The following is a 6,438-nucleotide window of genomic DNA, read 5'->3' on the forward strand; positions in this document are numbered from 1 at the left end:
CGCCGCCGATGCAGCCGAAGGTCAATCCCAGCGCCGCCAGGCTCGCACCGGTGAAGGCCAGCGGCGCTGGCACCTTGAAGGCCGTTTGCACGATGGTCGGGGTAAGCAGGATCACCACCACGATCGCCGCGGTAAGCACCCAGGTCACCAGCATCGACAGCGCCACGCCGGGAAGGTAATGCGTGAGCACGGCCTTGACCGGGAGCTCAGGGCTCAGTTCGCGGCGCTCGCGCATGCGCATGAACACCGGCGTCTCGCTAAGCCAGCGCCGCAGGTAGACGGCGAAGAACCCGAAGACACCACCCAGCAGGAAGGGAATGCGCCAGCCGTGGTCGAGGATGCTGGCCTGGCTCATGTGCGAATTCAATCCCTGCGCCATCAGCGAGCCGATCAGGATGCCGAAGGTGAGGCCTGCGGAAAGGCTGGCACAGGCCAGGCCTATCCGGCGCGGAGGCACGTGTTCGGCCACGAAAACCCATGCGCCGGGCACTTCACCGCCGACGGCCACACCTTGCACGATGCGCAACAACAGCAACAGTACCGGCGCCAGCGCGCCGACCTGCGCGTAAACCGGCAACAGGCCCATGAGCAAGGTAGGCACGGCCATCAGGAACACGCTGAGCGTGAACATCCGCTTGCGGCCGACGCGATCGCCGAAATGCGCCATCACGATGCCGCCCAGGGGGCGCGCCAGGTAACCCACGGCGAAGATCCCGTACGTTTCGAGCAGGCGCAGCCATTCGGGCATCGTCGCCGGGAAGAACAGCGCGCTCAGCACCTTGGTGAAGTACGCAAAGATGACGAAATCGTAGAACTCGAGTGCGCCGCCCAGCGCTGACAGCAGCAGGGTCTTGGCATCGCGGCGGTCCAGCGGCCGGTCGTCAGTAGTTTCTCGATCTAAATTTGTATTCACGGAGACATTCATCAATCGGCCTGCCAATGTCAGGAGGGAGCCGCGACGGTAGCGGCGCGAAGATTCAACTCAAGCCTGGTCGAATGGAAAGGCCAGCACATCGGCGATGGCATGGGAATCTTCCAGGCACATCATCAGGCGCTCGACGCCCAGCGCTACGCCCGCGCAATCGGGCAAGCTGTCGAGTACGGCCAGCAAGGCTTCGTCCATCGGCAATTCGTGCTGGCCGCGATCCCGCCGAATGCGGGTGTCGCGCTCAAAGCGCGCTCGTTGTTCGGCGGCATCGTTGAGTTCATGGTAACCGTTGGCAAGCTCGATCGGCCCGAGGTAAACCTCGAACCGTTCGGCTACCGGGGGATCGCCGCGCCGCACGCGCGCCAGCGCGCACTGGCTGGCCGGATAGTCGACGACCACGGTGATGCGGTCGCGCGGAAAGCGCGGCTGCAACAGATGGGTCATCAACAGGTCCAGCCAGTCGTCCCGCGTGAGTCCTTCCGCGTCGATACCGAAACCCGCCAGCGGCGGCTGCAGTTGCCCGATGTCGTCAAGCAAGGCGTCCACGCCCAGTTCGCTGCGGAACAACTCGCGATAACTGACGACAAGCACTTCGGCCTCGCGCCCTTTCAGCGCCAGGGCCTCGCGCACCAGTTCAACCACTTCATCGGCCAGTTGCAGGTGGTCGAACCCCACCCGGTACCACTCCAGCATGGAGAATTCCGGATTGTGGCGCCCACCCGCTTCGCCGTTTCGGAACACCCGGCCGAGTTCGTAGATGTCGCCGGATCCTGCCGCCAATAATCTCTTCAAAGGGAATTCTGGCGATGTGCGCATCCACCGTTCGCGCGGGCCGGCATCGACGTGGCCGGTGAACTGCGTGCAGAAGCTCTGGATGTTCGGATCGGTATTGCCGGCGGCCGACAATACCGGGGTTTCCACTTCCAGCACGTTGCGGGCACCGAAGAAAGCCCGGATAAACGCATGAAGCGACGCACGCCGCGCCAGTTTCTCCCGAAGTACGTTCACTTATGGCTCCAGTCCGTGCGAGGCCAGCAGAGCCAGCAGGTCGCCCTCTTCTTTTACCGGGACACCAAGTTCGGCCGCCTTGGCGAGTTTGGATCCCGCCGCCTCGCCGGCGTACACCACCGTGGTTTTTTTTGATACCGAGCCGGACACCTTGGCGCCGAGTGATTCGAGCAATTCCGTGGCGCGGTCGCGGCCCAGCGCCTGCAGGCTGCCGGTGAGCACGATGGTCTGGCCCTCCAGCGGCAGGCTGGCAGCTTCAGCTCTTGCCGGGATGGCGGCCAACAACGTTTGCATGGCTTTCTCGGCGTTGCCAAGGTCCTGGCGTGTTTCCTTCGATGCCAGCGCGGCCGCGAGATTTGCAGCCGCCGCCGCGTTGAGGCCGGCGGTGATCCAGTGACTTTCGCCGGCGGCTATCAATTTCGCCGACGTCGGAAAATGCTGGGCCAGCAGCGCCGTGGCCTTGGGTCCGAGCTTGTTGACGTTCAACGAATCCAGCAGCACCGACATGCCCAATCGCTCACGCAATGCTGGCGACGGCGTGGACTCATCACTGAAGGTGATATTCGCGCCTTTCCGGTCAACCAGTGCATCGACCACGCGCTGGTTGCCTTCCTGGGCGAAGAAGGCTTCGATCGACTTGGCCACTTCGTGGCCGATATCCGGAAGCACACGCAGTACCGAAGCTGGTGTATGACGGATGCGCTCAAGGTCGCCAAGCCAGTTGGCGAGCGTCTTGGCCGTGCTTTCTCCGATATGCATGATGCCCAGGCCGAACAGGAACCTGGGCAGTGTCGTCTGCTTGCTGCGCTGGATCGATTCGACGAGGTTTTCAGCCCAGCGCGTGGCGATCTTGCCCTGGCGTACCGTCTCGGGCACCGTGCCGTCGCGTTCGTCCAGCTGCTGTTTCATGTCGACGAAACGCTTGACGGTGAGGTCGTAGAGGTCGGCCGGCGTATGCACGATGCCCAGCTCCACCAGGCCATCGATGAAGCGGTCGCCGAGGCCGTCGATGTCCATCGCGCGGCGCGAGGCGAAGTGGATGAGCGCTTCCTTTCTTTGCGCGGCGCACACCAGGCCACCGGAGCAGCGGAAAGCGGCGGCGCCCTCCTCGCGCAGCAGCGCCGATCCGCAGACGGGGCACGTCGAGGGCATGGTCCAGGGATGCGTGCCTTTCGGCCGCATGTCCTCTACCACGCGTACGACCTCGGGAATGACATCGCCCGCCCGGCGAACGATCACGCCGTCGCCCACGCGCACGTCCAGCCGCGCCACCTGGTCGGCGTTGTGCAAGGTGGCGTTGGTCACCGTCACCCCGGCCACCTGCACCGGCGCAAGACGCGCTACGGGAGTGGCGGCGCCCGTGCGGCCGATCTGGATCTCGATCGCCTCCACGCGGGTGGTCTGTTCCTGGGCGGGGAATTTATGCGCCAGCGCCCAGCGCGGGGCGCGCGAAACGAAGCCCATCTCGCGCTGGCCGGCGTAATCGTCGAGCTTGTAGACCACGCCGTCGATGTCGTAGGGCAGGTTGTCGCGCCGGGTGCCGATGCGCTTGTAGTACGCAATCAGTCCCTTGAAGCCCTTGGCCGTGGACACCTCCGGTGATACCGGAAAGCCCCACTCGCGCAGCTTCTGCAAGGTAGCGGAGTGCGTGGCAGGAAGCTCGCCGCCCTCGACGATGCCGGTGGCGTAGGCGAAGAAAGTGAGCGGGCGTTTCTTGGTGATCGCGGGATCGAGCTGGCGCAGCGAACCGGCCGCGCCATTGCGCGGATTGGCCAGCGGCTTTTCGCCCGAGGCCAGCGCGCGTTCGTTGAAGGCGGCAAAAGCGGCGCGCGGCATCACCACCTCGCCACGCACTTCCAGCACTGCGGGGTAGCCCTCGCCTCGCAAGCGCAGCGGGATGGCCTTCACTGTGCGCAGGTTCGCGGTGACGTCCTCACCCGTGGCGCCATCGCCGCGCGTGGCGCCCTGCACGAACACGCCCTGCTGGTAGCGAAGGCTGATGGCCAGGCCATCGAGCTTCGGTTCCACCGAAAATACCGGCTCGCGGCGGCCGAGCGTCTGTTCGATGCGCCGCTCGAAGTCGGCGACGTCCTTGTACCGGGTTTCGTCGGTGTCGCCGTCGTCCTGGAAGGCGTTGCCGAGCGAGAGCATCGGCAACCGGTGCTTGACCTCGGCGAATCCGCCGTGGGCGCGGGCGCCGACCCGCCGGGTGGGCGAGTCGTCGCGGGCGAGTGCGGGATGCTCTTCCTCCAGCGCATCGAGTTCGCGCAACAGCCGGTCGTAGTCGGCATCGGCGATCGCCGGGTCGTCGAGCACGTGGTACCGGTAGTTGGCATCCTCGATGCGTGCCCGCAGCTCCTCGGCGCGGGCCAGGACGTCGGCAGGAGGTGCAGGTGCTGTCATGCGTGGGCTCGGCGTGGCTAACCGACAGGATGTTACCGGTGCGCGGCCTCGGCCGGGTAGTCGACCTTCAATACGCGAAGCGAGCGTGAATGACCGTCGGGCATCGGCCAGGCGATATGCTGGCCCACCTTCAGGCCGATCAGCGCCGAACCCACAGGGGCCAGGATGGACAGCGTGTCAGGGCCGCCGGCCATGGGCGGATAGACCAGGGTGAGGCGGCTCTCATGGCCCGATTCCTCGTCCTCGAAGGTCACGGTGGAGTTCATCGCCACGGTGTTCTTCGGCAATTTGCCCACTTCCACCAGGCGGGCGCGCGCAAGCTCCGCGCGAAGCGCGGCATAACGCTCGCTTTCGGCCACGGGTTGGCGGTCGAGAAGGGCCTCGATGCCGTCCATGTCGCGCTCGGTGATGGTGATGCTCGGTTTCCTGTCCATGCGTGCTCCAAGGGGTAACGCGCCGGCACGTCTTTGCCCCGGCGTGGGAAGCTGAAAAAAGGTGAAAACAGCATAACCATGGGGTTGTGAACGGTCGTCAACAAGACCGGGAACTTCTCCACGCAAGGTATAATGCCGCCAATGCCTGACAGCCTGAAAGTCCCGCCGGCCCCCACGCCTGCCACTGTAGCCACCGCGGCCACGGCCAGCGCGAAGGCAGGATACAAGGGCTTGATCTGGCTGGTGGCCGCAGCCTTCTTCATGCAGGCGCTCGATTCCACCATCGTCAACACCGCCGTGCCGGGCATCGCCTCGGCGCTGGCCGTCACCCCGCTGTCCATGCGCAGCGCCCTCACCACCTACGTGCTCACCCTGGCCATCTTCATCCCGGCCAGCCCCTGGCTGTGCGACCGCTTCGGCACGCGCAGGGTATTCGGCGCCGCCATCGGCGTGTTCGCGCTCGGTTCGCTGCTGTGCGGCCTGGCGCAGTCCCTGCCCCAGCTGGTGGCCGCGCGCGTGGTCCAGGGCCTGGGCGGCGCGGCCCTGATGCCGGTCGGGCGCTACGTGCTGGTACGTACCATCGACCGCAAGGATTTCGTCTCGTCGATGGCCACCGTGGCCACCTTCGGGCTGATCGGCTCGGTGCTGGGCCCCCTGCTGGGCGGCGTGCTGGTGCAGTACACCTCGTGGCGGGCGATCTTCCTGATCAACGTGCCGGTCAGCCTGCTGGGGATGTATTTGAACCGCCGGCAGATGCCCGACTACCGCCTCACCGAATCGCGCCGTTTCGACATCCTGGGTTTTGTCCTGTTCGCTGGGGCCTCCGCCCTGCTGTTGCTGGCCTCGGAGAAAGCCGGCGGGGTGGGTGAATGGGGCAAGGTGGCGCTGTGGGCAACCGCGGCAGTGCTGCTGGGGATCCTTTACGTGCTGCATTCACGCCGCACTGAATTCCCGGTGACAGACCTGAAACTGCTCAAGGTGCGCAGCGTGGCCGTGGCATTGGCAGGCAACCTCTTCACCCGGCTGGGTGTTTCCGGCATGTTCCTGCTGCTGGTGCTTTTCCTGCAGCTGGGCTGTGGGTGGTCGCCAAGCGTGGTGGGCCTGATGATGGTGCCCCAGGCGCTGGGCGCCATCGCCGTGAAGTGGGTGGTGAACCGCCTGCTGCTTCGGCTGGGCTACCGGCGCCTGTTGCTCGGCAACACGGTGGCCGTGGCGCTGATGCTGGCGTCTTTCACCCTGGTCGGCCCGCAGACGCCGCTGGTGGTGATCGCGCTGCAGGTCTTCGTCTACGGCGCTTTCATGTCACTGCAGTATTCCTCGATGAACACGCTGGCCTATGTCGACCTGGACGTCAGCCACGCGTCGATGGCTTCGTCCATGGCCTCCACGGCACAGTACCTGTCGATGAGCTTCGGCATCGCGCTGGCTTCGCTGCTGATGGAAGCCTTCCTGGGCGGGCACGAGCCCGCGCAATACGTGCACGCCTTCCGCTGCTCGATCCTGATCCTGGCAGCCCTCACGCTGGCCGCCAGCTGGATTTTCTCGCGCCTGCGCCGCGACCGCCCGGTGAAGGCGCGCACAGCCGACGAAACCGCACCCGTGTAAGATCGCCACGGCTGGGTGGCGACGGATGCCGCCCCAGCGCTTCGCACCGAGGCCCCAGAT

At 65.6% G+C, this 6,438-nt stretch carries 5 protein-coding genes; 1 reads left to right on the forward strand and 4 read right to left on the reverse strand.

Going from position 1 to position 6,438, the window contains the following annotated elements; genetic code table 11:
• The 4 genes from VK519_RS16635 to rnk form a co-directional block, all read right to left on the reverse strand.
• Nucleotides 1-925: MFS transporter (locus VK519_RS16635; protein ID WP_414692768.1), on the reverse strand; the 925-nt coding region annotated here is incomplete at its 3' end.
• A gap of 57 nt (nucleotides 926-982) precedes the next feature.
• The gene (epmA, locus tag VK519_RS16640) at nucleotides 983-1,936 is read right to left on the reverse strand and encodes an EF-P lysine aminoacylase EpmA (RefSeq protein ID WP_324351605.1); all 954 of its coding nucleotides are present in this window, start codon (nucleotides 1,934-1,936) and stop codon (nucleotides 983-985) included.
• Nucleotides 1,937-4,339 (reverse strand): NAD-dependent DNA ligase LigA, encoded by a 2,403-nt coding sequence (ligA, locus tag VK519_RS16645; RefSeq protein ID WP_324351606.1) that lies wholly within the window; start codon nucleotides 4,337-4,339, stop codon nucleotides 1,937-1,939.
• A gap of 32 nt (nucleotides 4,340-4,371) precedes the next feature.
• Complete coding sequence (rnk, locus tag VK519_RS16650; RefSeq protein WP_324351608.1) at nucleotides 4,372-4,773, reverse strand: nucleoside diphosphate kinase regulator; 402 nt, start codon at nucleotides 4,771-4,773, stop codon at nucleotides 4,372-4,374.
• A gap of 141 nt (nucleotides 4,774-4,914) precedes the next feature.
• Between rnk and VK519_RS16655 the strand changes: the two genes are divergently transcribed.
• Nucleotides 4,915-6,378, forward strand: a complete 1,464-nt coding sequence (locus tag VK519_RS16655) for an MFS transporter (protein WP_324351610.1) — start codon at nucleotides 4,915-4,917, stop codon at nucleotides 6,376-6,378.
• Nucleotides 6,379-6,438 lie beyond the last annotated feature (60 nt).

This window comes from Pinirhizobacter sp. (assembly GCF_035317885.1).
GTDB lineage: Bacteria > Pseudomonadota > Gammaproteobacteria > Xanthomonadales > Rhodanobacteraceae > Pinirhizobacter.

Excerpts from the sequence above, each read along its gene's own strand:
- ligA (WP_324351606.1), bottom strand. The coding sequence starts at position 4,339 with ATGACAGCACCTGCACCTCCTGCCGACGTCCTGGCCCGCGCCGAGGAG.
- rnk (WP_324351608.1), bottom strand. The coding sequence starts at position 4,773 with ATGGACAGGAAACCGAGCATCACCATCACCGAGCGCGACATGGACGGC.
- VK519_RS16655 (WP_324351610.1), top strand. The coding sequence starts at position 4,915 with ATGCCTGACAGCCTGAAAGTCCCGCCGGCCCCCACGCCTGCCACTGTA.